Origin of the sequence: Streptomyces albidochromogenes (assembly GCF_005981925.1) — a bacterium.
Lineage (GTDB): Bacteria > Actinomycetota > Actinomycetes > Streptomycetales > Streptomycetaceae > Streptomyces > Streptomyces albidochromogenes.
The window spans coordinates 1-23,828 of record NZ_VBVX01000003.1 but is presented as its reverse complement, the minus strand read 5'-3'; the positions used below and the strand labels follow the sequence as shown (position 1 = coordinate 23,828).

23 protein-coding genes are annotated in these 23,828 nt (G+C 72.9%); 12 read left to right on the top strand and 11 right to left on the bottom strand.

Annotated elements, in window-relative coordinates; translation table 11 throughout:
• Window positions 1–10: 10 nt before the first annotated feature.
• From E2E34_RS36940 to E2E34_RS00825, 3 genes are all read right to left on the bottom strand, one after another.
• Window positions 11–133, bottom strand: coding sequence for a hypothetical protein (locus E2E34_RS36940; protein ID WP_279637867.1), 123 nt, complete (start codon window positions 131–133; stop codon window positions 11–13).
• A gap of 178 nt (window positions 134–311) precedes the next feature.
• Window positions 312–587 (bottom strand): isoamylase early set domain-containing protein, encoded by a 276-nt coding sequence (locus E2E34_RS00830; RefSeq protein WP_138899955.1) that lies wholly within the window; start codon window positions 585–587, stop codon window positions 312–314.
• Window positions 588–732: 145 nt separating this feature from the next.
• Window positions 733–1,635, bottom strand: a complete 903-nt coding sequence (locus tag E2E34_RS00825) for a UbiA family prenyltransferase (RefSeq protein ID WP_439333670.1) — start codon at window positions 1,633–1,635, stop codon at window positions 733–735.
• Window positions 1,636–1,734: 99 nt separating this feature from the next.
• Between E2E34_RS00825 and E2E34_RS00820 the strand changes: the two genes are divergently transcribed.
• The 5 genes from E2E34_RS00820 (at window position 1,735) to E2E34_RS00800 (ending at window position 6,854) form a co-directional block, all read left to right on the top strand.
• Entirely contained in the window at window positions 1,735–2,793 is a 1,059-nt protein-coding gene (locus E2E34_RS00820) for a type III polyketide synthase (RefSeq protein ID WP_138899954.1), read from the top strand.
• A gap of 13 nt (window positions 2,794–2,806) precedes the next feature.
• Complete coding sequence (locus E2E34_RS00815; RefSeq protein WP_138899953.1) at window positions 2,807–3,352, top strand: isoprenylcysteine carboxyl methyltransferase family protein; 546 nt, start codon at window positions 2,807–2,809, stop codon at window positions 3,350–3,352.
• On the top strand, window positions 3,349–4,365 hold the full coding sequence (locus tag E2E34_RS00810; protein WP_138899952.1) for an NAD(P)/FAD-dependent oxidoreductase: 1,017 nt from the start codon (window positions 3,349–3,351) through the stop codon (window positions 4,363–4,365). Before E2E34_RS00815 ends, E2E34_RS00810 begins: the two co-directional genes overlap by 4 nt.
• Before the next feature lie 85 nt (window positions 4,366–4,450).
• The gene (gene ku / locus E2E34_RS00805; protein WP_138899951.1) at window positions 4,451–5,515 is read left to right on the top strand and encodes a non-homologous end joining protein Ku; all 1,065 of its coding nucleotides are present in this window, start codon (window positions 4,451–4,453) and stop codon (window positions 5,513–5,515) included.
• Between the two features lie 247 nt (window positions 5,516–5,762).
• Window positions 5,763–6,854 carry a glutamate--cysteine ligase 2 gene (locus E2E34_RS00800; protein ID WP_138899950.1) on the top strand — a complete coding sequence of 364 codons (1,092 nt, stop codon included), beginning with the start codon at window positions 5,763–5,765 and terminating at the stop codon, window positions 6,852–6,854.
• A gap of 118 nt (window positions 6,855–6,972) precedes the next feature.
• Here the strand turns inward: E2E34_RS00800 and E2E34_RS00795 are convergent, their stop codons facing one another.
• Window positions 6,973–7,470: a peptidylprolyl isomerase gene (locus tag E2E34_RS00795; RefSeq protein WP_138899949.1), complete on the bottom strand. Its 498-nt coding sequence runs from the start codon at window positions 7,468–7,470 to the stop codon at window positions 6,973–6,975.
• Between the two features lie 222 nt (window positions 7,471–7,692).
• Between E2E34_RS00795 and E2E34_RS00790 the strand changes: the two genes are divergently transcribed.
• Window positions 7,693–9,114: a PP2C family protein-serine/threonine phosphatase gene (locus E2E34_RS00790; protein WP_138899948.1), complete on the top strand. Its 1,422-nt coding sequence runs from the start codon at window positions 7,693–7,695 to the stop codon at window positions 9,112–9,114.
• A 123-nt stretch (window positions 9,115–9,237) separates the two neighbouring features.
• Here the strand turns inward: E2E34_RS00790 and E2E34_RS00785 are convergent, their stop codons facing one another.
• On the bottom strand, window positions 9,238–10,725 hold the full coding sequence (locus E2E34_RS00785; protein WP_138899947.1) for a DNA-binding protein NsdB: 1,488 nt from the start codon (window positions 10,723–10,725) through the stop codon (window positions 9,238–9,240).
• 230 nt (window positions 10,726–10,955) lie between these two features.
• Here E2E34_RS00785 and E2E34_RS00780 point away from each other — a divergent pair, with 230 nt between their 5' ends.
• From E2E34_RS00780 to E2E34_RS00755, 6 genes are all read left to right on the top strand, one after another.
• Window positions 10,956–12,107: an aminoglycoside phosphotransferase family protein gene (locus E2E34_RS00780; protein ID WP_138899946.1), complete on the top strand. Its 1,152-nt coding sequence runs from the start codon at window positions 10,956–10,958 to the stop codon at window positions 12,105–12,107.
• 198 nt (window positions 12,108–12,305) lie between these two features.
• Window positions 12,306–13,319: a glutathione S-transferase family protein gene (locus tag E2E34_RS00775; protein ID WP_138899945.1), complete on the top strand. Its 1,014-nt coding sequence runs from the start codon at window positions 12,306–12,308 to the stop codon at window positions 13,317–13,319.
• A 101-nt stretch (window positions 13,320–13,420) separates the two neighbouring features.
• Window positions 13,421–14,452 carry a PHP domain-containing protein gene (locus tag E2E34_RS00770; protein ID WP_138899944.1) on the top strand — a complete coding sequence of 344 codons (1,032 nt, stop codon included), beginning with the start codon at window positions 13,421–13,423 and terminating at the stop codon, window positions 14,450–14,452.
• A 64-nt stretch (window positions 14,453–14,516) separates the two neighbouring features.
• Entirely contained in the window at window positions 14,517–14,810 is a 294-nt protein-coding gene (locus tag E2E34_RS00765; RefSeq protein WP_138899943.1) for a YkvA family protein, read from the top strand.
• 218 nt (window positions 14,811–15,028) lie between these two features.
• Window positions 15,029–16,999 carry an N-acetylmuramoyl-L-alanine amidase gene (locus E2E34_RS00760; RefSeq protein ID WP_138899942.1) on the top strand — a complete coding sequence of 657 codons (1,971 nt, stop codon included), beginning with the start codon at window positions 15,029–15,031 and terminating at the stop codon, window positions 16,997–16,999.
• 170 nt (window positions 17,000–17,169) lie between these two features.
• Entirely contained in the window at window positions 17,170–19,395 is a 2,226-nt protein-coding gene (locus E2E34_RS00755) for a terpene synthase family protein (protein WP_138899941.1), read from the top strand.
• Between the two features lie 61 nt (window positions 19,396–19,456).
• Here E2E34_RS00755 and lepB read toward each other — a convergent pair whose 3' ends face one another.
• The 6 genes from lepB to E2E34_RS00725 all read right to left on the bottom strand — a co-directional run.
• The gene (lepB, locus tag E2E34_RS00750; protein ID WP_138899985.1) at window positions 19,457–20,104 is read right to left on the bottom strand and encodes a signal peptidase I; all 648 of its coding nucleotides are present in this window, start codon (window positions 20,102–20,104) and stop codon (window positions 19,457–19,459) included.
• Between the two features lie 99 nt (window positions 20,105–20,203).
• Window positions 20,204–20,704 carry a glycosyltransferase family protein gene (locus E2E34_RS00745; protein WP_138899940.1) on the bottom strand — a complete coding sequence of 167 codons (501 nt, stop codon included), beginning with the start codon at window positions 20,702–20,704 and terminating at the stop codon, window positions 20,204–20,206.
• Window positions 20,705–20,858: 154 nt separating this feature from the next.
• Entirely contained in the window at window positions 20,859–21,095 is a 237-nt protein-coding gene (locus tag E2E34_RS00740) for a DUF397 domain-containing protein (protein ID WP_138899939.1), read from the bottom strand.
• A 94-nt stretch (window positions 21,096–21,189) separates the two neighbouring features.
• Entirely contained in the window at window positions 21,190–22,356 is a 1,167-nt protein-coding gene (locus E2E34_RS00735) for a thiolase family protein (RefSeq protein WP_138899938.1), read from the bottom strand.
• The gene (locus E2E34_RS00730; protein ID WP_138899937.1) at window positions 22,353–23,399 is read right to left on the bottom strand and encodes a thiolase family protein; all 1,047 of its coding nucleotides are present in this window, start codon (window positions 23,397–23,399) and stop codon (window positions 22,353–22,355) included. Before E2E34_RS00730 ends, E2E34_RS00735 begins: the two co-directional genes overlap by 4 nt.
• A partial coding sequence (locus E2E34_RS00725) for a Zn-ribbon domain-containing OB-fold protein (protein ID WP_138899936.1) occupies window positions 23,399–23,828 on the bottom strand: 430 nt, incomplete at its 5' end. The genes E2E34_RS00730 and E2E34_RS00725, both read right to left, overlap by 1 nt.

Below are 23,828 nucleotides of genomic sequence, written 5' to 3'. Positions count from 1 at the left end.
CCGGCCCCGGTCAGCGCGCCGCGCCGGTGCGCGGACGGCGGACGGAGACACGGCGGGCCGTCTCGGCGGCCGGCATCGCCCCCTGTCGCACACGGGCCCAGGCGAGCGACGTCGTACGGTGCTGAGCACTCATGACCGCACTTCTTTCTCCTCGGGGCAGCCCACGGCCGCCCGATCGGTCCCGGTACTAGGCATTGTGTACCCGGACGGCCCGCTCGACCAGGCGGTCTTCGGCCGCCGCGGCGCCGCTCACCAGCGGTGACCGGCCCGGTGCGCGGTGCTCGCTGCCGGGCGCGCGGTGCACCGCCCCCTCAGGTGTGGACGACGCTGTTGTGCCCGTCCTGCCCGTCGGCCTGGCCGTCGTTGAACCAGTAGTCGCCGTGCGCGAGATAGCGGAAGCCGTACCGCTGCTCCTTGGGGAGGCTGACGGTGACGGCACGGGTGCCGTCCTCGCGTTCGGTGAAGGGGTGGGCGCCCGGCTGCCAGTCGTTGAAGTCCCCGACCACGCTGACCTGCCCGCAGGCCCGGCCCGCCGGGATGACGAAGGTGATCTCCGTGTGCTTCTTGCGTCGGCTGCGCTCCAGCATCGCTGAACCTTTCCTCGGAGGGAGTGCCTCAGGATCTCCGCCCGCCGGCCCTCGGGGCCCGTGTCGCTGCGCCGACGCCGCCCCCGGTCGCCCGGATGGCCGCACGCGCCGCCGGGTCAGGCGAGGGCCGCCCCGCGCCGCCGGGTCAGGCGAGGGCCGCCCCCCGGCCCAGCAGCAGGGCCACGTCGACCGCCGCGACGAGGACCGCCGCGAGGAACGGCAGCCCGGGCCGGCGCCGGCCCAGCAGCGCGCCTCCCGCCGCCAGTGCCGTGGCGACCACCGACGCGGCGGCCCCGGCGGCGCCCACCGCACCGGGCCCTGCGAACACCAGCAGCGCGGTGGCCGCCACCAGGGGGACCGGCAGCAGCAACCGCGCCCGGGCTGGCCCCAGCCGCTGGGGCCAGCCGCGTACCCCGGTGGCCAGATCGTCGCCGATGTCGGGAAGCACGTCGGCCAGGTGGGCGCCGACCCCGAGCAGCGCCGCGGCGACGACGATCCACCACGGCGGCCAGGCCCGCCCCGGCAGCCCGAGCGACACGAAGGCGGGCAACGCCGCGAACCCCGCCGCGTACGGCAGCCAGGTCATCGCGGTCGCCTTGAGCCGGAGGTTGTACGCCCAGCCCGCAGCCACTCCGGCGAGGTGGACCGTACCGGCGAGGAGCCCGCACGCCAGGGACAGCGGAACGCACAGGGCCAGGGCGGTGACGGCGGCCAGGCGTACGGCGCCGACGCCGACCGCGCCGGCGACGACGGGTTTGCCGCGCCGCCCGGTGGCGGCGTCGCGCGCGGCGTCGACGGCGTCGTTGCTCCAGCCGACGGACAGCTGCCCCGCCAGCACCGCGCCGGCCACCCGCGCGCATCCGGCCGTGTCCTGCCCGCCGGCGGCCGCCATCGCGGTCACCAGGGCGACGACGGCGAGTGTCGCGCCCGGGTGGCACGCCGTCAGCAGCCCGGCAACCGCCGGGAGCCGGCGCCTCGCGGCGACGGCGGGCGGGGGCGGGCCGGCGGCGGGAGCTGCCCGCGGGTTCACGTCGGCGTCCACGTCCACGCGGTCATGCTAGGCCGCCGGACGAGCGACATGGCGTGTGGCGACGGCGCGCCGGGGCTACTCATTGCAAGGTCTCCCGCCCCCGGCCTCGGACCGCACATGACCCGGATCGCAGCTGTTCACGGTGTGCTCGCTCCCCACCGGCACGCCCAACGAGAGATCACGGACATGATCGCCCGGGTGAGCCTGCCCGAGGGCGCCGACCGCCGCGTTCTCGACCGCCTCCACGACAGCGCGAAGGTGAGCACCCGGCACACCGCCCTCCCCCTCGGCGCGTACGCGCGGCTCCACGACTTCGGCGCGGTCAACGACGCCTTCATCGAGGGCGCGGTGGCTCTCGGCGCCGAGGCCGTCGGCTCGGCGCTCGACGCGGCCGGGCTCTCGCCGCGCGACGTCGACCTGCTGATGTTCACGTCGGTGACCGGCATCGCCACGCCCTCGATCGAGGCGCGCCTGGTGGGACCCCTGGGGCTGCGGCCGGACGTCAAGCGCCTGCCCGTCTTCGGTCTGGGCTGCGTCGCGGGGGCCGCCGGCGTCGCGCGCCTGCACGACTGCCTGCTGGGGCGTCCCGACGGCGTGGCGGTCCTGCTGTCGGTGGAACTGTGCTCGCTCACCTTCCAGCGCGGTGACGCCTCACCCGCGAACCTCGTCGCCGGCGCGCTGTTCGGGGACGGGGCGGCGGCGGTGGTCGCGTGCGGAGCCCGCCGGGCCGGGTCCGGGGCCGGGCCCACCGTCGTCGACTCGCGCGGTCATCTCTATCCGGACAGCGAGCATGTGATGGGGTGGGACATCACCGGCTCGGGCTTCCGCGTCGTGCTGGACGCGAGCGTCCCGGACGTCGTACGCAAGAACCTGGCCGCGGACGTCGACGGGTTTCTCGCCGGTCACGGTCTGCGCCGCGAGGACATCACGGCCTGGGTGTGTCACCCCGGCGGCCCGAAGGTGCTGGAGGCGGTCGAGGAAACCCTCGAACTGCCCGCCGGGGCGCTCGACGTCACCTGGCGGTCCCTGGCGGCGGTGGGCAACCTGTCCTCGGCCTCGGTGCTGCACGTCCTGCGCGACACGCTGGCCGAACGCCGCCCGCCCGCCGGCACCGCCGGTCTGATGCTCGCCATGGGGCCGGGATTCTGCTCCGAACTCGTCCTGCTGCGCTGGTAGAAGGAGGACACGCATGCTCGGTTACACCGCGCTCGTCCTGGCGGTCGGCGCGGAACGCGTCGCCGAACTCGTCGTGGCCCGCCGCAACGCCCGCTGGAGCCTGGCGCGGGACGCCGTCGAGGCGGGACGCGGCCACTACCCGGCCATGGTCGTCCTGCACACCGGGCTGCTCGTCGGCGCTCTGGCCGAGGTGCGTTTCGGCGGGCGGCCGTTCGACCCCGTGGTGGGCTGGAGCATGACCGCCGTCGTGGTGGCCGCGCAGGCGCTGCGGTGGTGGTGCATCCGTACGCTGGGGCGCCGCTGGAACACCCGGGTGCTGGTCGTGCCCGGTCTGCCGCTGGTGGCGGGCGGCCCGTACCGCTGGATGAGCCACCCGAACTACGTGGCGGTGGTCGCCGAGGGCCTGGCCCTGCCGCTCGTGCACGGGGCGTGGGTGACGGCGGCGCTCTTCACCGCGCTCAACGCGGCGCTGCTGACCGTGCGGATCCGCTGCGAGAACACGGCCCTCGGGCTCGCCCCGGGGCGCGCGGCCGGCAGCCGGGCCGGTGCCGGCCTGTGATCGACCTGCTCGTGGCGGGCGGCGGGCCGGCGGGGCTGGCCACCGCCATCCACGCCGCGCGGGCCGGCATGGAGGTGGTCGTCGTCGAACCGCGTGCCGCGCCCGTGGACAAGGCGTGCGGCGAGGGCATCATGCCCGGCGGCGTGCTGGCACTGGAGGCGCTGGGCGTACGGGTGGGCGGGCGGACGCTGCGCGGTATCCGTTACGTCGACGGGCGCCACCACGCGCAGGCGTCCTTCGCCGGAGCGCCGGGCCTCGGGGTCCGCCGTACGGAGCTGCACGCCGCGCTGGCGCGGCGGGCCGCCGAAGCCGGCGTCGAGGTGGTCCCCGGCCGGATCACGCGGGTGAGCCAGAGCGCGGACGCGGTCACGGCGGGCGGCCTGCGGGCGCGCTGGCTGGCGGCGGCGGACGGCCTGCACTCGCCGCTGCGCCACACGCTCGGCCTGGACATGCCCAGCGGCCGGCCCCGGCGCTTCGGGCTGCGCCGCCACTACCGGATGGAGCCGTGGACGGACTTCGTCGAGGTGCACTGGTCCGGCTGCGGCGAGGCGTACGTGACGCCGGTCGGCGACGGCCTGGTCGGGGTGGCCGTCCTGAGCACGGCGAAGCGTGGTTTCGACGCGCACCTGCGCCACTTCCCGCAGCTGAGCCCACTCCTGGACGGGAGGCCCCCGGACGGCTCCGTGCGGGGGGCGGGTCCGCTGCGGCAGCGGGCCCGTCGCCGTACCGCGGGCCGGGTCCTGCTCGTCGGCGACGCGGCGGGCTACACCGACGCGCTGACCGGCGAGGGCGTCGCCCTCGCGCTGGCGTCGGCCGAGGCCGCCGTGCGGTGCCTGCGGGCGGGCAGCCCGCAGGCGTACGAGCGGTGCTGGCGGCAGCTGTCCCTGCGCCACCGCCTGCTGACCGAGGGGCTCGTGCGGATGAGCGGCCACGCGGCCGTCGCCCGTCTGGTCGTACCGGCGGCCGCGAGGATGCCGTCCCTCTTCACTGCGGCCGTCCGCGCGCTCCAGTGACGCCCCGGGCCGGCGGGCCCGCCCCCCGGATGCGGATCGGGGCCGGCGGGGGTGCCATGGAGGGCAGAAGGAGGTGGCAGCGGCCATGGCGCGTCCGGTGTGGAGTGGGACCCTGACCTTCGGGCTGGTCTCCTTGCCCGTACAGATGTTCACCGCGACGGACAGTCACACGGTGCACTTCCACCAGTTGCAGCGCGGTACGTCGGACCGGGTGCGCAACAAGCGGGTGAACGAGCGCACGGGCGACGAGGTGCCGCTCGACGAGATCGTGAAGGGTTACGACGCCGGGGACGAGTACGTGCTCATCGAGCCCGGCGAACTGGAGGACATCGCGCCCGGGCGCTCCCAGGCGGTGGAGATCACCGGCTTCGTCGATCTCGAACAGGTCGAACCCGTCTTCTTCGACAAGACGTACTACCTCGGCCCCAAGGGCAAGGAGTACGCGAAGATCTACGCCCTGCTGGAGAAGGCGCTGGCGGAGGCGGGCAAGGCGGGGATCGCCACGTTCGTCATGCGCAACCGCCAGTACTTGGTGGCCGTGAAGGCCGAGGGCGGTCTCCTGACGCTGCACACCCTGCACTGGGCCGACGAGATCCGCGATCCGCGCAAGGAGATCGGCGCCCTGCCGCAGGACACCGAGGTCACCGGCCGCGAGCTGAAGATGGCCGAACAGCTCATCGACACGCTCAGCATGGAGTGGAACCCCGAGGACTTCCACGACACCTTCCAGGAGCAGGTGACGAAGCTGATCGAGGCGAAGCGCAGCGGCGAGTCGGTCGAGAAGGCGGAGCCCCCGGCAAAGTCCACGAACGTGGTCGACCTGATGGAAGCGCTGCGCGCCAGCGTCGACCAGGCCAAGAGCCCCAAGGCCGGCGGCGAGGAGAAGGCCACCGCCTCCGGCGCCCCCGTCTCCCGGATCAAGGACGCCGCCGACAAGCGCCGGTCCGGCCGCACCGCGGCGAAGTCCGAGGGGAAGGGCAAGGCGGAGGACAAGCGGACGAAGGCGTCGTCGCTCGACTCCCTGACCAAGGCGGAGCTCTACCGGCGCGCCACGGAGGCCGGCGTCCCGGGCCGTTCCTCCATGAGCCGCGAGGAACTGGTCAAGGCCCTCGGCGGCAAGCGTGGCCGGCGCGGGGCCCGGGCGTCCTAGGCGCGTCCCCGCCGGGGCCCGCACCGGGCTCCCGTTGATCGCGTCCACGGGGCGTGGTGCCGCTGACCGGCCTCGGCGGCGAGAGCGGTTGCATTAAGACCCCGGTGCAGGGCAGAGGGATAGAAACCGCTTCGCGGGCTTCCTTCGTCCCCGTGTGACGTCAGCCGCGTGCGGTGCAGATACGGAACTAGAGCTTGCGCCCGTGCCGCGTCCCTCCGGCCGGCCGTGCCGCGGAGAGGCAGTCGTCGTGCGTAGTGTCGGAGTGGAGGAGGAGCTCCTCCTGGTGGATGCCCGGACCGGTGAGCCGCAGGCGTTGTCCACGGCCGTACTGGCCTCGGTTTCCCGGGAGGGCGGCGGTGACGCCGAGGTCTTCGAGGCCGAGCTGCACCGGCAGATGCTGGAGTTCGGCACCCGGCCGCAGACCGGCATGGGCGATCTGGCGGAGGAGATCGTCCGCTGGCGGGCGGAGGCCGCGCGCCACGCCGAGGGCCTCGGCGCCGCCGTCGTCGCGCTGGCGACCTCCCCGCTCCCGGTCAGCCCGTCCATCGGCCACGGTGAGCGCTACCAGTGGCTGGAGGAGCAGTTCGGGCTGACCACGCAGGAGCAGCTGACGTGCGGTTGCCACGTCCATGTGTCGGTGGAGTCCGACGAGGAGGGCGTGGCGGTACTGGACCGGATCCGCCCCTGGCTGTCCGTCCTCCTCGCGATGAGCGGGAACTCGCCCTTCTGGCAGGGCAAGGACAGCCAGTACAGCAGCTACCGCAGCCGGGTGTGGGGCCGGTGGCCGTCGTCCGGACCCGTGGAGATCTTCGGCAGCGCCGACCGGTACCACGAACAGGTCGACGCCATGGTCGGCACGGGGGCGCTGCGCGACGAGGGGATGATCTACTTCGACGCCCGGCTCTCCCGCCGCTACCCCACCGTCGAGGTGAGGGTCGCCGACGTGTGCCTCGACCCGTCCACCACGGTACTCATGGCCACCCTGGTCCGCGGCCTGGTGGAGACGGCGGCCCGGCAGTGGCGTGACGGCGAGCCGCCCGCGCGGCACGGCGTCGGGCTGCTGCGGCTGGCCGCGTGGCGGGCGGGCCGGTCGGGGCTCGAAGGCGAGCTGATCCACCCGCTGACGATGCGCCCGGCGCCGGCCGAGACGGTCGTACGAGCGCTGTTCGACCATGTCCGGGACGCCCTGGAGGACAGCGGCGACGTGGTTCCCGCGCAGGAAGGGCTCGCGACGCTGCTCAAGGTCGGAAACGGGGCGCGTGTCCAGCGGGAGCTGCTGAGCCGGTTCGGTGGTCTGCGCGAAGTGGTCACCGAATGCGTGAACAGGACCCGCGGGTAGTCGCCCGCCCCCGTCCGGGTCGGGCCCAGGGGGCCGGAAGGGGCGCGAGAGGGAGCGCCGGCCGACGGATGGCGTCGGCCGGCGCGCTCACGGCGGAGACCCGGTGACCGGGAGCCGGTCAGAGAACGCCGGAGTCGGCGATCGTGACCTTGGCCTTCGGGCGGCCGCCGGAGGTGCCGAAGCTCTCGATCTTCTTGACGAGCTTCATGCTGTCCTCGTCGGCGACCTCGCCGAACACGACGTGCTTGCCGTCCAGCCACGGCGTCACCACGGTGGTGACGAAGAACTGGGAGCCGTTGGTGTTCGGGCCGGCGTTGGCCATCGAGAGCAGGCCCGGCCGGTCGTGCTTGAGCTGGAAGTTCTCGTCCGCGAACTTCTCGCCGTAGATGCTCTTGCCGCCGGTGCCGTCACCGCGGGTGAAGTCGCCGCCCTGGAGCATGAAGTCCGGGATGACGCGGTGGAAGGAGGAGCCGGCGTAGCCGAAGCCCTTCTCGCCCGTGGCCAGGGCGCGGAAGTTCTCCGCCGTCTTGGGGACCACGTCGTCGAACAGGTTGAACGTGATCCGCCCGGCGGGCTCGTCGTTGATGGTGATGTCGAAGTAAGCCTTGATCGTCATGGTTCCATCCTGACATCCCGGGCGACGTCTCGTGCATCCGGCATCCCGTGAAGGCGATTCTGGTGTCTTCCGCGAGGCCGAAGGCATATGCCGCGAGCACCACCGTATCGAGTGTTGCCAAAGCCCTTACGGGCCTTTCCCGGCTGTGCCACAGTCGTACTGGTCCATCCTTCCGGTCCATCCCTCAGACCTGGCTTGGCCGCGCCTGTATCGGAGTACGACATGCCGTCCCATCTGTTCGCGGACCCTCCGGCGCCCCACCCTCCCGAGCGGGGCTCCGTCGACGCGCTGATCTCGCAGACGCGCAGGCTGCGCGTGGACGTGGACGCGGTGCGCCGGGACGCGGCCGCCGGGGACGACGAGGACCCGCAGGGGCGCTGGCAGCGGGCCCTGTGCGATCTGGCGGTCCATCAACTCGACGATCTAGGCGCGCAGTTGGGGCACCTCAAGGCCGGGCTGCCCGCCCCGGCCGCGGAGGCTCCCGCCGGCCGTCCTCCGGCCGCCGGCGGCACGTCGTTGCTCTGCCGGGTCGGCAGCGCCGAGTGGAACCTCCTGACCGACGAGGCGCACTGGTCGGACGAGCTGTACGAGATCTTCGCCCGGGCCCCGGAGAGCGGACCGCTGACCCTCGACGAGCTGCCGTCCATGCTGCTGCCCGAGGACCAGGGCTTACTCGCGTCGATGGTGACGGACTGCCTGGTCGACGGGAAACCGATCGACGGCGAGTTCCGCGTCCGGCGCACTGACGGCGCCGTACGGACGCTGCACATGATGGGCGAGCCCGTACTCGACTCCGACGGCTGCACCGCCTCGATGTGGGCGGTACTGCGGGACGTCACCGCGCTGCGCAGCAGCCGGCAGGCCGTGCACGAGACCCAGGACACCCTGCGGCGCCAGCAGCACATCGCCCGGACCGAACACCGGATCGCCGTCGAGCTCCAGGAGTCCGTACTGCCGCCGTGGCGCGGCTCGCTGCGGCTCCCGCACGGCGGCCCGGCCGCGCTCGACCTCGCCGCCCACTACCTGCCCTCGGCGTCGAGCGAGCTGATCGGCGGCGACTGGTACGACGCGCTGGAGCTGCCCGACGGGCAGACGCTGCTGACCGTGGGCGACCTGACCGGTCACGGCGTGGCCGCCACGTCGGCCATGGCCATGCTGCTGGGCGCGCTGCGCGGGATGGCGGTGGCCGGGATCGCGCCCGGCGCCCTGATGGGGCACCTCAACCAGTTGCTGGAGGCGTCGACCCAGCCCGCGCTCGGCAGCGCGATGTGCTGCCGCTACGACCCGGTCACCCGGGTCCTCACCTGGGCGCAGGCGGGCCACCCCGCCCCGCTGCTGTTCCGCGACGGGACGGGGCGCTCGCTGACGCCGCCCGAGGGTGTACTGCTCGGGGCGACGTCCGGGGCCGCGTACGAGCAGGCCGAAGTGCAGCTTCGCGCCGGTGACCTGCTGGTTCTGCACACCGACGGGATCTCGCGCCGCACCGCCACCGACGATGCCGGCGCGTCCAGGCTGCTGGACCTGGCCCCGCGCTTCGCCGAGGCCCGCAGCGCGCAGGAGTGCGTACGGCTGGCCGTCGAGGAGTTCGGTGAGGCGGAGCGCGAGAGCGACGCGTGCGTGCTGATCGCCCGGATCGCCGCATAGGGGCGGGAACGCCGAAGTGGCCGTGGCGCTCGTCGCGGTCGTGGTGGTCGTGTGGTCGATGGAAGCGCGGACGTCGTAGGGCTCTCGAAGGGTGGGGGGAGTCGGTGGACCGGAACGGCCCGCCTAGATGCTGGTGCTCGGGTTCGCCTTCTTCGTCGGCAGCGCGAGCTGGATCTCCTCGCGCAGGTCCTCGATCTTCGGGTAGCCGGCGTACTCACCGGTGAGCCGGTACATCTGGCGCAGCCGGTCCCACGTGCGGTGCGACGAGGTCTCCCCCATCGACACCAGCGCGAGGCGTGCGTAACGGTCGGCCTGTTCCGGGTCGTCCGCGATGAAGCACGCGGAGGCCAGGGAGAGGTAGTCGAAGATCTTCGACCGCTGCCGGCCGCCGGCCCGGAGGTCGAGCGCCTGCTTGGCGTGCCGCTGGGCCGTGATCGCCGCCGAGGGGTCGTGCTCGGCGAGCGTACGGAAGGCGAGGGCCTGCATCCCGTGCATGTCCGCCTCGTCGAACATCTGCATCCAGCTCGGCGGCGGGACGTCGCCCTTGTCCGAGACGAAGAGGTCCTCCGCCTCCCCCAGGGTGCGCCGCATCGCCTGACCGCGGCCCATGGCGGCCTGTGCCCAGGCCTCGATGGTGTGCAGCATGGCGCGGGTACGGGGCAGCATCTGGTCGCCGGACCCGGACTTGGCGAGTTTCATCAGGTCGAGTGCGTCGTCGGGCTTTCCGAGATGCACCATCTGGCGGGCGGCCCGGGAGAGGGCCTCGCCCGCGCGGGGGCGATCGCCGCCCTCGCGGGCCGCGTGGGCTGCGATGATGAAGTACTTCTGAGCGGTGGGTTCGAGGCCGACGTCGTGCGACATCCAGCCGGCGAGCACCGCCAGGTTGGCGGCGACGCCCCACAGCCGTCGCTGGAGATGGTCGGGGTGGTGGTAGGCGAGCATGCCGCCCACCTCGTTGAGCTGGCCCACCACCGCCTTGCGCTGGAGCCCGCCGCCACGGGCGGCGTCCCAGGCGCGGAACACTTCGACGGATCGTTCGAGCTCTTCGATCTCCTGCGACCCGATGGGGGCGGCCTCGTAGCGGTCGTACCCAGCGGGGTCGGCGTGCAGGGGATCGTCGGAGCGTGGAGCGTCGGCCGTCAGAGCGGGGTCGGTGTGCATCCAGTCGTGCATGGCGCTGCTGAGTGCGGAGCCTGCGGCGAGCGCGGCGCCCGCGCCCACCAAGCCGCGTCGGTTGAGCATGAGGTCCATTCCCGTGAATTCGGTGAGGACCGCCGCCGTCCGTTCGGGCGCCCACGGAAGACCGTCGGGATTATCCGTGTTCCTGACGTCCCGCCGTTTCCCCGTGCGCCCGTGCCGGTCGAACCCGAGGTCCTCGATGGTCACGACACGGCCGAGTCGCTCGGTGAACAGAGCTGCCAGCACTTTGGGCACGGGATCGCGCGGGGCTTCCCCCATGTCGATCCAGCGTCGAACGCGCGAGGTGTCGGTGGCCAGTTGCGGATGGCCCATGGCCGCCGCCTGCCGGTTCACCAGTCTCGCGAGTTCGCCCTTGGACCAGCCGGCGAGGCCGAACAGGTCTGCCAGGCGGGTGTTGGGTTCTCCGGTCACTTCAAGCCCCCAGGTTCTCGGCTGATTTCGACAGTAGCCCCGTGTCAGAGGCGCCGGGCATATTCGCCAGGGTTCGCCAGGGTCCGCCAGATGGTGTGCCACCCGCGGGCGGGTGTCAGGTAAGAAAGCGCCACCCCGTTCCGGCAACCGGCCGGCATTCCCCAGGGTGCTGACCGGTTGCCGGGGCGGGCGGCGCACGTAACTCGTCGGCGCGCGAAGGGATCTGTCCCATGTACACAGCATCGTCCTCCGTGTCCGCCCCGCCCCGGCCGTACCGTCCCGTGGCGACGGGCAGCGGACCGTATCTCGACCCCAACCACGCCGGCGGAGCGTCTCTCGGCGCGGGACGGGCCCGGCGCGCGGCGGCAGGGCTGGGATCCCCACCGCTCAGCGGGAGACTCGACTTGTCCGGCCCCCAGGGCGCGCAGCTGAGGAAGGCCATCGCCTCGGTGCACCGGATCTGCCCGGAGTTCAACCCGGTGCAGGTACTGCGTCGCAGCGGACGTTCCGTACTGCTCGTCGGCACCACAGGCCGCGCCACCGCGGTCGCCAAGTGCTTACTCGATCACTCCCCCGCCTGGGCGGAGCGGTTCCGGCACGAAATAGCTGCTTACCGCGCGTTCGTCCGGCACCGCCCGCCTGTGCGGGTGCCCCGGCTGATCGCCGCGGATCCCGACAACTGCACGCTGGTGATCGAGCGGATGCCCGGCCGGGTCGCCGCGCTCACCCGGCACCCGGTCGAGGCGCCGCCGCGCGCCGACCTGCGGGCCGTGCTCGGCGCGATCACGCGGGTCAACGCGTGGCGTCCGCCGCCCGGCATCTTCGAGGCGCCGCTCGACTACGCCTCGCGGATCTCCCGGTACCACGCGCTGGGGCTGCTCACGGACCGCGATCTGGGTGACCTCCAGAAACTGCTGCACGGGGTGGCGCACGCGTCCGGCGGCCGGCAGAGCATGGGGCAGTTCTGTCACGGCGACGCGCTGCTGTCCAACATCCTGATGTCGCCGGCCGGGCCCGTCCTGGTCGACTGGGAGCACGCCGGCTGGTACCTGCCGGGGTACGACCTGGCGACGCTGTGGGCGGTGCTCGGTGACGCGCCGGCGGCGCGCCGGCAGATCAGCCAGCTGGCCCAGGCACCCGGCACGGCGTCGCGGGACGCGTTCCTGGTGAACCTGATGCTCGTACTGACCCGGGAGATCCGTACGTACGAGACCGCCGTCCAGCGCACCATGCGCGAGGCCGCCCCGGTGGGCGGGGCGGCGGGGCAGACACCGGCGGGCGCGCTGTCGACCGGTGAGGAGCAGCGGTTGCTGCTCCGGCGGCTGCACGACGACTGCGCGATGGCCCGCCGGGCCGTCCGCGCCGCCGTCGGCACCCGCTGACGGAGAGGGGAAAGCACTGGCCGCGCCCGGTTCGACACCGGGTGGGCCGGTGCTTCGTCATGTGCGGGGGCACGTGGCCCGGGCCAGGGCCCGGAAACGGCGGCACAATGGGTGTCACCCGCCTGTGTGTCATCGACCGTGAGGCATCGGGCGCTGACGGGGAAGGCTCCGTGTATCCACCCCGGAGGGAGGACCACGATGAGCACGGACGGCAACGCCGCGTACGGGAAGAGCCCCTTCGTACGGTCGAAGAGCCACTTCGCGGACCGCATCACGGCCGACGGCACGGACGGCTGGCCCGTCGAGGCGGGCCGCTACCGGCTCGTGGTGAGCCGCGCCTGCCCCTGGGCGAGCCGCGCGGTGATCTCGCGGCGGCTGCTGGGGCTGGAGAACGCCGTCTCCCTGGCGGTCGCCGATCCGGTCCAGGACGACCGGAGCTGGCGGTTCACCCTCGATCCCGGCGACCGCGACCCCGTCCTGGGCATCCGGTTCCTGAGCGAGGCGTACGACGCGCGGGAGACGCGGTACGACGGAGGGGTCAGCGTGCCCGCAGTCGTGGACGTGCCGAGCGGCGCACTGGTCACCAACGACTACCAGCGGATCACACTGGACTTCGCCACCGAGTGGTCGGCGCTGCACCGGCCGGGCGCGCCGGACCTCTACCCCGAGCCGCTGCGCGCGGAGATCGACGAGGTCATGGACGGCGTCTACCGCGATGTGAACAACGGGGTGTACCGGGCGGGCTTCGCCACGCACCAGCGGGAGTACGAGGACGCCTGCCAGGACGTGTTCCGGCGGCTGGAGCTGGTGGCGCGGCGGCTGGCTGACCGCCGCTACCTCGTCGGGGACACCGTCACGGAGGCGGACATCCGGCTCTTCACGACCCTGGTGCGCTTCGACGCGGTCTACCACGGCCACTTCAAGTGCAACCGGTGGAAGCTGACCGAGAACCCGGTGCTGTGGGCCTACGCACGAGACCTGTACCAGACGCCCGGGTTCGGGGACACCGTCGACTTCGACCACATCAAGCGCCACTACTACCGGGTGCACACCGGTGTCAATCCGACCGGCATCGTGCCGCTGGGGCCGGACCTGTCCGGGTGGCTGACGCCGCACCACCGCGAGGAGCTGGGCGGCCGCCCGTTCGGGGACGGTACGCCGCCGGGTCCGGTGCCGGTGGCGGAGCGGGTGTCGGCGGCGGGGCAGCCGTAGGGCCGCTGCCCGGCGGCACTGCCGTATCCGGACGTGCGCCGGCCGCGGCGCCGGGTGAAGCTGGACGTCCCTGCCGGCCCGGGTACGTACGAGAGGTGCCGATGGATCCTGTCGAGGCGCTGGAGCGGATCGCGTTCCTGCTGGAGCGGGCCCAGGCCCCCACCTATCGGGTACGCGCGTTCCGCACCGCCGCAGCGGCCGTCGCCGCGCTCCCCGAGGAGGAGACGGCGAGCCGCGCGGCGGCGGGCTCGCTGGAGCGGCTCAAGGGCGTCGGGCCCAAGACCGCGCAGGTGGTCCGCGAGGCGCTGGCCGGTGGGACGCCCGCGTACCTGGAGCGGCTGGAGGAGGAGAGCGCGGGACCGCGGACGGAGGGCGGCGAGCGGCTGCGCGCGCTGCTGCGCGGCGACTGCCACCTGCACTCCGACTGGTCGGACGGCGGGAGCCCCATCGAGGAGATGGGGCGTACGGCGGCGGCGCTGGGCCACGAGTGGGCGGTCCTCACGGACCACTCCCCCCGGCTGACGGTCGCGAACGGCCTGTCCCCCGAACGGCTGCGCGAACAGCTGGACGTGGTGGCGGAACTCAACGAACGCTGGGCGCCGTTTCGGCTCCTTACCGGCATCGAGTGCGACATCCTGCTCGACGGCTCGCTCGACCAGGAGCCCGAGCTGCTGGAACGGGTCGACCTGGTCGTCGTGTCCGTGCACTCCAAGCTGCGCATGGACGCCCCGTCGATGACCCGCCGCATGGTCGCCGCCGTGACCAACCCGCACGCGGACGTCCTCGGGCACTGCACCGGCCGGCTGATCACCGGGCGCGGGCGGCCCGAGTCGCAGTTCGACGCCGACGAGGTCTTCGCCGCCTGCGCGGCCTCGGGCACCGCGGTGGAGATCAACAGCCGGCCGGAGCGTCTCGACCCGCCCCGGCGGCTGCTGCGCCGTGCCGTCGACGCGGGTGTGCTGTTCTCCGTGGACACCGACGCGCACGCGCCGGGGCAGCTCGACTGGCAGATCTACGGGTGCGCAAGGGCGGAGGAGTGCGGCGTGCCGCCGGAGCGGGTCGTGAACACCTGGGCCATGGACGATCTGCTGACATGGACCCGTACCCGCGCGGTACCGTCCTCCGGTGCCTGAACCGCTCCTCGGGCGGGCAGACGAGGCATGGAAGTGCGCTGGACGTGAGCCGCCTGGAGGCCGTATGAGCACCGAAGCCTGGACCCTGCTCGTCATCGCCGTGGTGCTGGTGGTGGCGACGCTCGCGGCTGCCGTCTTCGTGCTCGTACGGCTGGTCCGCGCCCGCCGGAGTCTGCGGGAGGCGGGACTGCCGGAGGGGCGGCCGTGGGTCTTCTGGGCAGCAGTCGCCTACCTCGTGCTGCCGGCGGACCTGATGCCCGATCCGGTGTTCCTGGACGACATCGGCGTGCTGCTGCTCGCGCTGAAGTCGGTGCGGGGCGGACACCAGGTGACCAAGCAGGTGACCAAACGTCAGTGATGCTTCGGCGCACGGTGATTGGTCCACACCACTGACGCGCCGCAGGCCCGCACGCCGTCGCCGCGAAACTCCGCCGCACCGGCGCTGACGTGCGCGATGCCGCGCTGCTGAGCCTCATTGACGGATCGTCCGGTAGCCGATACCCCTGAAGGCGAGTTCTCCCCCGCAGGTCCTTCGCGCACCACCCGTCCCTGGAGGCCGCCTTGCAAGGATCCGTCATGTCTCGTCGGACGAGCGCGCGCAGCCGTGCCTGGCGGGCGGGGAGCTTCGTGGCCTGTTCCGCGCTGGTGCTGCCGCTGCTGTCGGCCGGCCCGTCCGCCACGGCCGGGCGACCCGCGTCGGTCGCGCCGGTCGCGTCGCAGCGCGCGTACGCGGCGGCCGCCGCCGAGTACCGGGTGCCGGCGCGGGTGCTGCTCGGTGTGGCGTACCTCCAGTCCCGGTGGGACGCGCACGGCGGCGCGCCGAGTGTGACCGGCGGCTACGGCCCGATGCATCTCACCGACGCCCGGACCGCCCTCGCGCGGGCCCCGCACCACTCGGACTCCGGCGAGGACCCGCGCGGTGACGACGCGCGCCCCGCGCGGACCGGCGGGGAGGCCGGCCTCCCGGAGGCTTCCGAGCTCCCCGCGCGGCTGCGGACCCTGGAGCGGGCCGCCGGCCTCACCGGCCTTCCCGAGGCGGAGCTGCGGCGCGATCCCGCCGCGAACATCCGGGGCGGGGCCGCGCTGCTGGCCGCCGCCCAGAAGCGCCTCGGGCGGCCGCTCAGCCCCGATCCGGCCGACTGGTACGGGGCGGTCGCCCGATTCTCCGGGGCCGACGACACGGCGACCGCGACGACGTACGCCGACGACGTCTACGACGTGATCCGCGGGGGCGAGCGGCGTACGACCGACAGCGGCCGGCGGATCGTCCTGCCCGGCACGCCCGGGATCGAGCCCGACCGCGCGCAGTCGGCGGACCTGGGTCTGCGGACCGCCCGCACGGGACTCACGGAGTGCCCGAGGACGGTGGCCTGCGAGTGGCTCCCGGCGCCGTACGAGGAGTTCGGTGACGGCGACTACGGCAATCACGACAAGGCCGACCGCCCCCGGAGCCAGGGCGTCGACTACATCGTCGTCCACGACACCGAGGCCACCTGGGACACGACCCTGAAGCTGGTCCAGGACCCGCGGTACGTGTCCTGGCACTACTCGCTGCGCTCCTCGGACGGGCACATCGCCCAGCACGTCCCGCTGAAGGACGTGGCCTGGCACGCCGGGAACTGGTACGTCAACTCCAAGTCGGTGGGCCTGGAGCACGAAGGGTTCCTGACCTCGCCGGACGCCTGGTACACGGAGGCGATGTACCGCACGTCGGCGCGGCTGGTGAAGTACCTGGCGAAGCGCTACGGGATCCCTCTCGACCGGCAGCACGTCCTCGGCCACGACAACGTCCCCGGCACCGTCACCGCCAACATCCGCTCGATGCACACCGACCCGGGCCCGTACTGGGACTGGGCGCACTACTTCGAGCTGCTCGGCAGGCCCTTCACCCCGACGGCGGGCCCGAACGGCGGCGTGGTGACCGTCCGGCCCGACTACGCGCGCCACCAGCCGCTCTACACGGGCTGCGTGAAGGCCGGCGAACCCTGCGCCCCGCACGGCTCGGGCGCCGTCCGGCTGCACACGGCGCCGGCCGACGACGCTCCGCTGGTGAAGGACATCGGGCTGCGCCCGGGCGGCCAGGACTCGACGAACGGCGTCAACGACACGGGCGCCCGCGCCTCGACGGGGCAGCAGTACGCCGTCGCCGGGCGCAACGGCGACTGGACGGCGATCTGGTACCTGGGGCAGAAGGCCTGGTTCCACAACCCGCGCAGCCGGCCGACGGCGGTGAACGCGCGCGCTCTGGTGCTGACGCCGAAGGACGGCGCCACCGAGGTGCCGGTGTACGGGCGGGCCTACCCGGAGGCGGCGGCATATGCCGGGACGTCCGTGCCGGTGCAGGCCCTCTCGCCGCTGCCGTACAAGCTGCTCGCCGGTCAGCGGTACGTGATCGGCGACCGTGCACCGGGCGAGTACTACTTCGCCCCCGTGTTCGACGCCTCGGGGCACCGGGTGATCCGGGGCGAAGAGGCGTACTACGTGGTCCAGTTCGGGCACCGGGTGGCCTATGTGAAGGCCTCTGACGTGCGCGTACTCACGTCGTAGCGAGGAAGGGCGAGCGCGGGGGCGCCATCGGCCGCGGGCGGCGATGGCGCCCTTTCGAGTGATTAACCGGCGCGGGGCGTGGGCCGTACGGGCTACGGGTAGGGCTGGGCGGAATTGACCGGTCCGCGCGACGGTGGACGCGCGGACGTCCTGGAAAGGCCGGACGTTACATGGCACAGCAGCCCTTCACACTGCCGGACTTCTACGTTCCGTATCCGGCGCGGCTCAACCCCCACGTCGACGAGGCCCGTCGGCACACGAGGGAGTGGGCGCGGCGGATGGAGATGCTGGAAGGCTCCGGCATCTGGGAGGAGCGCGACCTGGAGGCCCACGACTACGCACTGCTCTGCGCGTACACCCATCCCGACTGCACGTCGGAGGTACTGGCGCTGGTCACCGACTGGTACGTGTGGGTCTTCTTCTTCGACGACCACTTCCTGGAGACCTTCAAGCGCTCGCTGGACCGGGAGGGCGGCAAGCGCTACCTCGACCGGCTGCCCGCGTTCATGCCGATGGATCTGGCCGACGGCACCCCGGAGCCGGAGAATCCGGTGGAGGCGGGTCTCGCGGATCTGTGGGCGCGGACCGTGCCGAGCATGACGCAGGCCTGGCGGGAACGATTCGCCGAGTCGACCCGCCACCTCCTCAACGAGTCGCTGTGGGAACTGTCCAACATGGACGAGGGACGGATCGCCAACCCCGTCGAGTACATCGAGATGCGCCGGAAGGTGGGCGGCGCGCCCTGGTCGGCGGGGCTGGTCGAGTTCGCGGCGAACGCGGAGGTGCCGGCGTCGGTGGCGCACGAGCGGGCTCTCGGCGTACTGCGCGACACGTTCTCGGACGCGGTGCACCTGCGCAACGACCTCTTCTCGTACCAGCGCGAGGTCGAGGACGAGCAGGAGAACAGCAACGGCGTGCTGGTCCTCGAACACTTCCTCGGCTGCACGACGCAGGAGGCCGCCGAAGCCGTCAACGACCTGCTGACGTCGCGGCTCCAGCAGTTCGAGAACACCGTGCTGACCGAAGTCGGTCCGCTCTGCGCCGAGAAGGGGCTGAGCCCCGGGGAGACCGCCGCCGTACTGGCGTACGCGAAGGGCCTCCAGGACTGGCAGTCGGGCGGCCACGAGTGGCACATGCGGTCGAGCCGGTACATGAACGGCGGCGGGAAGGCGGCCGGGCCCGCCGGCACCGGCTGGGGCATGGCGGCGGCGACGATCCACCTCACGCCGCGGGCCGAGGCCGCGCGGCTGCGCCGGCACAGCCATGTGCCGTACCAGCACGTCGGCCCGTCGATCGTGCCCGATCTGGACTTCCCGTACCGGCTCCAGCTGAGCCCGCACCTGGCGGGGGCGCGCGAGCGCAACATCGAGTGGGCGCGGCGGATGGGGATGCTGGAGCCGCAGCCGGGCCGGCCCGCCTCGCACGTCTGGGACGAGCGGCGGGCGCGCAACATCGACCTGCCGCTCTGCTCGGCGGGCCTCCAGCCGGACGCGACGCCGCAGGAGCTGGACCTGTCGTCGAACTGGCTGACCTGGGGGACGTACGGCGACGACCTGTACCCCGTGATCTACGGGCGCACCCGCGACCTGGCCGGCGCCCACGCGGCCAACGAGCGGCTGCGGCTGTTCATGCCACTGGACGGGGAGCCCGTGCCCGAGCCGGCCGACGCGATGGAGCGGGGGCTGGCCGATCTGTGGCAGCGGACTGCGGGGCCGATGGACGACGCTTCGCGGCGGACCTTCCGCACGTCGGTCGACGACATGATCGCGAGCTGGGAGTGGGAACTGGCCAATCAGGCGCTGCACCGGATTCCCGACCCGGTCGACTACATCGAGATGCGCCGGTTCACCTTCGGGGCGGACATGACGATGCGGCTGTGCCGGCTGTCGCACGGGGACCGCGTACCCGACGAGATCTACCGCAGCGGCCCCATCCGCTCGCTGGAGAACTCTGCCGTCGACTACGCCACGCTGCTCAACGACCTCTTCTCGTACCAGAAGGAGATCGAGTACGAGGGCGAGGTGCACAACGCGGTCCTGGTCGTGCAGGACTTCTTCGCCGTCGACTACCCGACCGGGGTCGACATGGTGCACGAGCTGATGAAGGGACGGATGCGGCAGTTCCAGCACGTCATCGCGGTGGAACTGCCGGTGCTGTACGACGACTTCGCGCTGGACGCCGAGGCCCGTGAGATCCTCGACGGCTATGTGCGCGAACTCCAGGACTGGATGGCCGGGATCCTGAACTGGCACCGCGAATGCGTCCGTTACCACGACGAGGACCTGCGCGGCGGCTCGGGCGGCGCCCCGTGGCACCTGAGCGGTCCGACGGGGATCGGCACTTCCGCCGCGCGGATCGGCACCCTGCTGGGCCGGCCGGCCGCGGCGCTCGCGTAAGGAGGAGGCGGGCCGGCGGGCCCACCGGCGCGGGCGGCCCCGCGCCGGCCGGCCCGCCGGCCTACTTGTCGAGGCCCGGGTGGTCGAACGTGTCGGGCACCGGCAGGCTGTCCAGCCGGTCGAGCGGCCAGGCGACCGCGACCGCGCGCCCCACCACGTCGTCCACGGGCACCATGCCGGCGCCGGGCTCGTGCTGGTGGTAGCGGGAATCGCCGGAGGCCTGGCGGTGGTCGCCCATCACCCAGAGATGGCCCGCGGGCACCGTGACCTTGAACTGGCCGCCCTCGTCGGTGCTGCACGCGGTGTTGCCGGGGAAGACGTACGGCTCGTCGAGTGCCTTGCCGTTGACCCTCAGCGGCCCCTCGCCCTTGCACTCCACCGTGTCGCCGCCGACTCCGACGACCCGCTTGATCAGGTCCTTCTCCTCGGCGGACGGCATCAGTCCGATGAAACTCAGGGCCTTCTGCACACCGTTGGTGCGCGGCGTCGGCTCGTTCTTCAGCCAGGCGCCCGGGTCGTGGAAGACAACGACCTCGCCGCGCTCCGGCTGGGACCCGAACCACGGGGTCAGCTTGTCGACGAGGACCCGGTCGCCCTTCAGCAGGGTGTTCCGCATGGAGTCCGAGGGGATCGAGAACGCCTGGAGCAGGAAGGTCTTCATCAGCAGCGCCAGCACCAGCGCGATCCCGACGAGGAGCGGCAGCTCCATCCAGAAGGAGCGCTGCTGCCTCCTCCCCGGCTTCCGGTACCGGCTCTCCGGTGCTCCGACCGCCGTGTCCGCCACAACCACTCCTCGCCTCACAGGGACTCAGCCCTGCTGGAACAACTCCGCGGGCAGGGGCTTCAGCAGCGCGTACAGGTCGTCGGTGATCGGCCGGTCCCAGCTGGCGATCGTGACGAGCACCTGGTCGCTACGGTCGAACTGTACGCAGGAGATGCGGGTTTCGGAGAGTTTGATACGGCGGACGATCAGCAGGTTGTCGCCCTGCATGACCGGCATGTCCTCGCTGCCGGTGACCGTGACGGGCTCGTCGTTCTCCAGCGCCAGGAGGAGCTGCGCCACCTCGAAGGGCACCTGGCCCTCCTCGAGCTCCCGGGCGGGCGAGCCCTCGGGGAGGTTGCCGATGATCATCGCGGGGCCGCGGCCGCCGAACAGGTCGTAGCGCAGGAAGACACCCTGGCAGCTGCCGTCGGGTGCGGGCAGCAGGCCCGCTCCGAGGTTGCCCGGCCAGTCGCCCGGGTCCATGGCCAGGACGTCGAATTCCGGGCCCGCGGGCGTGGCGGAGGGGCGGCGGCGGAGGAAGGACATGCCGCCATGGTACGTGGCCCGGGGGGCCTTGCGGCGTCAGGGGCGGCCCGGGGCGCGGGGCCGCCGCCGGCCCCGGGGCCCGGTCGCCGTACGGCTCGGCTCTGCGCCGTACGGCGGCCGGGGGGAGCCGGCGGGGCCCCCTGGCGCGGCGGTGCTACGTCAGGTCGAAGGCGCCGTTGCGCGCGTTCAGGACGAAGGCGCGCCACTCGGCCGGGTTGAAGATCAGCGGGCTGCCGGGGGCGGCGGCGTTGCGCATCGCGATGAAGCCCTCGACGAACGCGATCTGGACGTCGCCCGCCCCCTGACTCCCCGACTGCCAGTCCGCTCTGCTCAGGTCCAGTTCCGGCTTGTCCCGGCCCGCAAGCCGCTGCGCGGTGATGGTCTCGGCCACGTCCCTGCTCCTCCCGGTTCGTCGTCCGCCGGTCAGCCTAGCCATCGTCCCCGGCGACGGACAGGCCGCGTGAGGAGCGCCGTGGGGCGGCGGCTCAGCCGGGGGGCGGCTGGGAGCCGACCAGCCACATGGCGAAGAACTGCGCGCCGCCGCCGTAGGCGTGCCCCAGGGCCCGGCGAGCGCCGTCGACCTGATGCTCCCCGGCCTGCCCGCGCACCTGGAGGGCCGCCTCGGCGAAGCGGATCATGCCGGAGGCGCCGATGGGGTTGGTGGACAGGACGCCGCCGGACGGGTTGACGGGCAGATCGCCGTCGAGTTCGGTGGCGCCGGACTCGGTGAGCTTCCAGCCCTCCCCCTCGGCGGTGAAGCCCAGGTTCTCCAGCCACATCGGCTCGTACCAGGAGAACGGCACGTACATCTCGACGGCGTCGATCTCCCGGCGCGGGTCCGTGATCCCCGCCTGCCGGTAGACGTCGGCGGCGCAGTCCTTGCCCGCCCGCGGGGAGACGAAGTCCTTCCCCGCGAACAGGGTCGGCTCGCTGCGCATGGCGCCGCCGTGCACCCAGGCGGGCGGGTGCGGGGCGCGGGCCGCGCCGTCGCGTCCGGTCAGGACCATCGCGCAGGCCCCGTCGGAGGAGGGGCAGGTCTCGGAGTAGCGGACGGGGTCCCAGAGCATCGGTGACGCCTGGACCTTCTCCAGGGTGATGCCGTGCTCGTGCAGGTGGGCGTACGGGTTCTTGAGCGCGTTGCGGCGGTCCTTGTACGCGACGACGGAGCCCACGGTGTCGGGGGCGCCGCTGCGGCGCATGTACGCGCGTATGTGCGGCGCGAAGAAGCCGCCGGCCCCGGCGAGCAGGGGCTGCTGGAACGGGACGGGCAGGGACAGGCCCCACATGGCGTTGGACTCGGACTGCTTCTCGAAGGCGAGGGTCAGGACGGTGCCGTGGACGCGGGCGGCGATCAGGCTCGCGGCGACGAGGGCGGTGGAGCCGCCGACGGATCCGGCCGTGTGGATGCGGAGCATCGGCTTGCCGACCGCTCCGAGCGCGTCGGCGAGGTAGAGCTCCGGCATCATCACGCCCTCGAAGAAGTCGGGGGCCTTGCCGATGACGACGGCGTCGATGTCCGCCCAGTCCAGCTGTGCGTCGTCCAGGGCGCGCCGTGCGGCCTCGCGCACGAGACCGGCGATGGAGAGGTCCCGGCGGGCGGCCACGTGCTTGGTCTGGCCGATGCCGACCACGGCTACGGGTTCCTTGCTCATGACTCCCCCTCCAGGACGGCGACGAGGTTCTGCTGGAGGCAGGGCCCCGAGGTGGCGTGGGCGAGCGCCCGGTCGGACGCTCCGCGATGGATACGGGCCGCCGCCTCGCCGATCCGGACGAGCCCGGCCGCCATCACGGGGTTGGCGGCGAGCGCCCCGCCGGACGGGTTGACGTTCACGTCCCCGCCGAGGCGCAGCGCCCTGCGCAGGACGACCTCCTGCGAGGTGAACGGCGCGTGCAGCTCGGCGGTGTCGACGGGCCGCTCGAAGACCCCGGCCCGCTCGGCGGCCAGCCGCGCCGACGGAGAGTCGGTGAGGTCGCGTACGCCCAGGCTGTGCGCCTCGATGCGGTGGTCCATGCCGCGGATCCAGGCGGGGCGCTCACACAGCTCACGCGCGGTGTCGCCCGCCGCCAGGATCACCGCCGCCGCGCCGTCCCCGATGGGCGGGCAGTCGCCCTTACGCAGCGGCTGTACGAGGTAGTCGCCCGCGGGGACGGCGCCCCTGAGCTGGGCGTGCGGATTGGTCCGGGCGGCGGTGCGGCTGCGGGAGGCGACGGCGGCGAGCGCGGGCTCGTCGGTGTGGCCCGTGTCGATCAGCGCCTGGGCCTGGAGCGCGGCGAGCGACACCGAGTCCGGCCAGAGGGGGGCGACGTAGTACGGGTCGAGCTGGCGGGTCATGACGTCCCGGATCTCACCGGGCGAGGTCTTGCCGTACGCGTAGACGAGCGCGGTGTCGGCCTCGCCGGTCAGGAGCTTGACCCAGGCCTCGTACAGCGCCCAGGCACCGTCCGTCTCCACGTGGGACTCGGAGATCGGCGGCCAGGCGCCGACTCCGTCGAGGGCCATGGTGAAGGAGAACGCGCGGCCCGCGAGGTAGTCGCTCGAACCGGAGCAGGTGAAGCCGATGTCGCCGGTTCTCAGGCCGGTGCCGGCCAGCACCTCGTGCAGCACCGGCATCAGCATCTCGACCTCGGACAGCTCGTCGGAACGCCGGCGGTGGTCGGTCTGCGCGAAGGCGACGACGGCGATCTCGCGCGGCATCAGATCAGCTCCTTGTACGCGTCGTAGTCGGCGTCCGGTTCGCCGGTGGGCCGGTAGTGGTCGGGGTAGCGGCCGCCCTCGGTCCACACCGGTTCGACGCGCAGGCCCATGCGCACCTGGTCGTACGGAATGCCGCCGATCCGGCCGTGCAGGGCGAGGTCGGCGCCGTCCAGTGCGATGTGCCCGTAGACGTACGGGACCTCGATGTCGAGGCTGCGGGCCTTGATGTTGACGATGCAGAAGGTGGTGACGGTGCCGCGCGGGCCGACCTCGACGCGCTCGGCGGTCGCGATGCCGCAGGTGGGGCAGGCGCCCCGGGGCGGCACGTACACCTTGCGGCAGGAGGGGCAGCGCTCGCCGACGGTGCGCCGCTCGGCGAGCGCGTTGATGTAGTCGGTGGGGGCCCGGCCGGGGCTGTACGTGTAGTCG

Excerpts from the sequence above, each read along its gene's own strand:
- ku (WP_138899951.1), top strand. The coding sequence starts at position 4,451 with ATGGCGCGTCCGGTGTGGAGTGGGACCCTGACCTTCGGGCTGGTCTCC.
- E2E34_RS00780 (WP_138899946.1), top strand. The coding sequence starts at position 10,956 with ATGTACACAGCATCGTCCTCCGTGTCCGCCCCGCCCCGGCCGTACCGT.
- E2E34_RS00815 (WP_138899953.1), top strand. The coding sequence starts at position 2,807 with ATGCTCGGTTACACCGCGCTCGTCCTGGCGGTCGGCGCGGAACGCGTC.
- E2E34_RS00820 (WP_138899954.1), top strand. The coding sequence starts at position 1,735 with ATGACCCGGATCGCAGCTGTTCACGGTGTGCTCGCTCCCCACCGGCAC.
- lepB (WP_138899985.1), bottom strand. The coding sequence starts at position 20,104 with ATGGAGCTGCCGCTCCTCGTCGGGATCGCGCTGGTGCTGGCGCTGCTG.
- E2E34_RS36940 (WP_279637867.1), bottom strand. The coding sequence starts at position 133 with ATGAGTGCTCAGCACCGTACGACGTCGCTCGCCTGGGCCCGTGTGCGA.
- E2E34_RS00765 (WP_138899943.1), top strand. The coding sequence starts at position 14,517 with ATGAGCACCGAAGCCTGGACCCTGCTCGTCATCGCCGTGGTGCTGGTG.
- E2E34_RS00775 (WP_138899945.1), top strand. The coding sequence starts at position 12,306 with ATGAGCACGGACGGCAACGCCGCGTACGGGAAGAGCCCCTTCGTACGG.
- E2E34_RS00760 (WP_138899942.1), top strand. The coding sequence starts at position 15,029 with ATGTCTCGTCGGACGAGCGCGCGCAGCCGTGCCTGGCGGGCGGGGAGC.
- E2E34_RS00770 (WP_138899944.1), top strand. The coding sequence starts at position 13,421 with ATGGATCCTGTCGAGGCGCTGGAGCGGATCGCGTTCCTGCTGGAGCGG.
- E2E34_RS00795 (WP_138899949.1), bottom strand. The coding sequence starts at position 7,470 with ATGACGATCAAGGCTTACTTCGACATCACCATCAACGACGAGCCCGCC.
- E2E34_RS00830 (WP_138899955.1), bottom strand. The coding sequence starts at position 587 with ATGCTGGAGCGCAGCCGACGCAAGAAGCACACGGAGATCACCTTCGTC.
- E2E34_RS00755 (WP_138899941.1), top strand. The coding sequence starts at position 17,170 with ATGGCACAGCAGCCCTTCACACTGCCGGACTTCTACGTTCCGTATCCG.
- E2E34_RS00730 (WP_138899937.1), bottom strand. The coding sequence starts at position 23,399 with ATGCCGCGCGAGATCGCCGTCGTCGCCTTCGCGCAGACCGACCACCGC.
- E2E34_RS00790 (WP_138899948.1), top strand. The coding sequence starts at position 7,693 with ATGCCGTCCCATCTGTTCGCGGACCCTCCGGCGCCCCACCCTCCCGAG.
- E2E34_RS00745 (WP_138899940.1), bottom strand. The coding sequence starts at position 20,704 with ATGTCCTTCCTCCGCCGCCGCCCCTCCGCCACGCCCGCGGGCCCGGAA.
- E2E34_RS00735 (WP_138899938.1), bottom strand. The coding sequence starts at position 22,356 with ATGAGCAAGGAACCCGTAGCCGTGGTCGGCATCGGCCAGACCAAGCAC.